The organism is Streptomyces sp. NPDC026589, from assembly GCF_040638385.1.
GTDB lineage: Bacteria > Actinomycetota > Actinomycetes > Streptomycetales > Streptomycetaceae > Streptomyces.
The window spans coordinates 1-2,002 of record NZ_JBEZYG010000067.1 but is presented as its reverse complement, the minus strand read 5'-3'; the positions used below and the strand labels follow the sequence as shown (position 1 = coordinate 2,002).

Annotated in this window: 3 protein-coding genes; all 3 read right to left on the bottom strand. The window is 65.9% G+C overall.

The genetic code is table 11. From position 1 onward, the window contains the following. Positions 1-297, bottom strand: a 297-nt coding sequence (locus tag AB0F29_RS41500; protein ID WP_361884186.1) for a transposase family protein, incomplete at its 3' end; no start/stop codon positions are given. Positions 298-774: 477 nt separating this feature from the next. Further along, positions 775-1,536, bottom strand: a complete 762-nt coding sequence (locus AB0F29_RS41495; protein ID WP_266426552.1) for an SDR family oxidoreductase — start codon at positions 1,534-1,536, stop codon at positions 775-777. 133 nt (positions 1,537-1,669) lie between these two features. Then, the coding region (locus tag AB0F29_RS41490; protein WP_351054747.1) for an alpha/beta hydrolase at positions 1,670-2,002 on the bottom strand (333 nt) is incomplete at its 5' end.

The following is a 2,002-nucleotide window of genomic DNA, read 5'->3' as shown; positions in this document are numbered from 1 at the left end:
AGCACGGCGCCATCGCAGCGGATGCCGACGGACTCCGACGGCCACCAGCACGGTGTCCGAGGCCCGTGCCGCCCACTCGGCGATCTCATCCACGCTCCTCGCGCCCGAAACGGCCGCGCCGGCACACACGAGGAGGGTCGCGGTCAGCGAGTACCAGCGGCCCCGCCTCGCCCGCGGGTCGGGCACCCGGTCCAGAAAGGGCCGCAGGTCAGCGACTTGACCGGCATCCAGCGGACCCAGCTTCACCAGCACCGACGGGATGGGAGAAGATACAGCGGCAGGCACGGGCCACCTCATGATCGTTGAGCTTCGACACCCCAATGATCACGAAGCCCGTGCCTGCTCTGCCATGCACCCCAACCGGTCACGGCCCCACCAACCGCCCGACCCCGGAACTCGCCCAAGCCCTGGATCCAACGGCGATCCTCGGCCTCGTTTCCGTTCTCCCGCAGCCGGGGAACAACGCTCCTGACCGAGTCCAGTATTTCTTCTACACCGCTTTTCGTCATGGGATTCCATTCCTCGAATGCCGCGTTTCGCCGCCCGAGCCCCGGCCGTCCGCACGGAACCACGAAGGCTCCTCCTGGGAAAACGAAGGCTCGCCTGAACATCCTGGTCGAAACGTGGTCACCACCCGGTAACCCCTGGGATTCTCAGAGAATGTGGTCTCCTGTTGCCGGACGATTTACGGGAGCACAGCAGAAAGGGGTTGCCTCCGCCGGCCACGGGGGGACCGGTGGAGACAACCCTTGTTCAGGGATTGCGCAGGAAGAACTACTGCGGGGTCAGCACGCCCTGCGAACCGCCGCCGTCCACGGTGAACTCGAGACCGGAGGTGAAGGTGGCGTCGGCGGCCAGGAACAGCGCGGCCTTGGTCACTTCCTCCATCGAGCCGTGGCGCTTCATCGGGGTGAGGATGTCACCGAGGGACTGGAACTGGGCGCGCTCCTCCGGAGTGGCCTCCGGGATGCCCATCGACGGCGTGTGGATGAAGCCGGGGCTCACCGCGTTCACCCGGACGCCCTGGGCGACGAGTTCGGAGGCCGCCACCCGCACGAAGGCCCTGACCGCGGCCTTGGCGCCACCGTAGACACCCATGCCGGGCGCGCCCGTGGTGTTGGCGACGGAGGTGGTGATGGTGATGGAGCCGCCCGACTGGATCAGCGGGGCGAGGTGCTTCACCGCGAAGAAGACGCCCTTGGTGTTCACGGCGTACTGCCGGTCGAAGGTGTCCTCGGTGAACTTGTCGATCGTCTCCAGGATCGCGAGACCGGCGTTGAGGAAGACGTGGTCGATCTTTCCGAACTTCTCGGCCACGATCTTGGCCAGGGCCTCGATGTCGGAAACGCTGCCCGCGTCGGAGCGCACGATGTGCGCGTTTTCCTTGAGTTCGTCGCGGGCGGCCTCGATGTTCTTCTCATTGCGGCCGGTGACCAGCACCTCAGCGCCCTCGGCGATGAGCGCCTTGGCGAAGTCAAGACCCATGCCGTGCGTACCACCGGTGATGACGACCTTCTTGCCTGCAAACCTGCTCACGCATACTCCCGTGTTGTTCAAATGTTTTTACCGGCATCGGACTTGCCCGCTGTTGAAAGGTAGTCACGCTTCCTGACGGGCCGCAAGTACGAACAAAAAAGTAAGTACCCGCGAGATGGAGCCACCGGTTCGGCTACCGGTTCTGTGACACCTGGTTCAGGATCGCGTCGGAAATCTCTTCCGGGGCCTGTTCCGGCTGCCAGTGCGAGACGCCCTTCAGCGTCACGAAACGGTAGGAGCCCGTGACGTGGTCGACGGTCCGCTCGGCTCCGTAACGGCTCACCGCGTCGTCGCCGTCGCTCCAGACATAGGTGGTGGGCACGGAGACGGAGGGGACGGTGGGGCCGTCCAGCAGGCCGCCGGCCCGGTACCAGTTGAGCGCCGAGTCGAGTGCGCGCGGCTGGGTGTGGAGCGCCACGTACTGCTCCACCCGCTGGGCGGGGATCTGCGCCCCGCCCTCGACGTA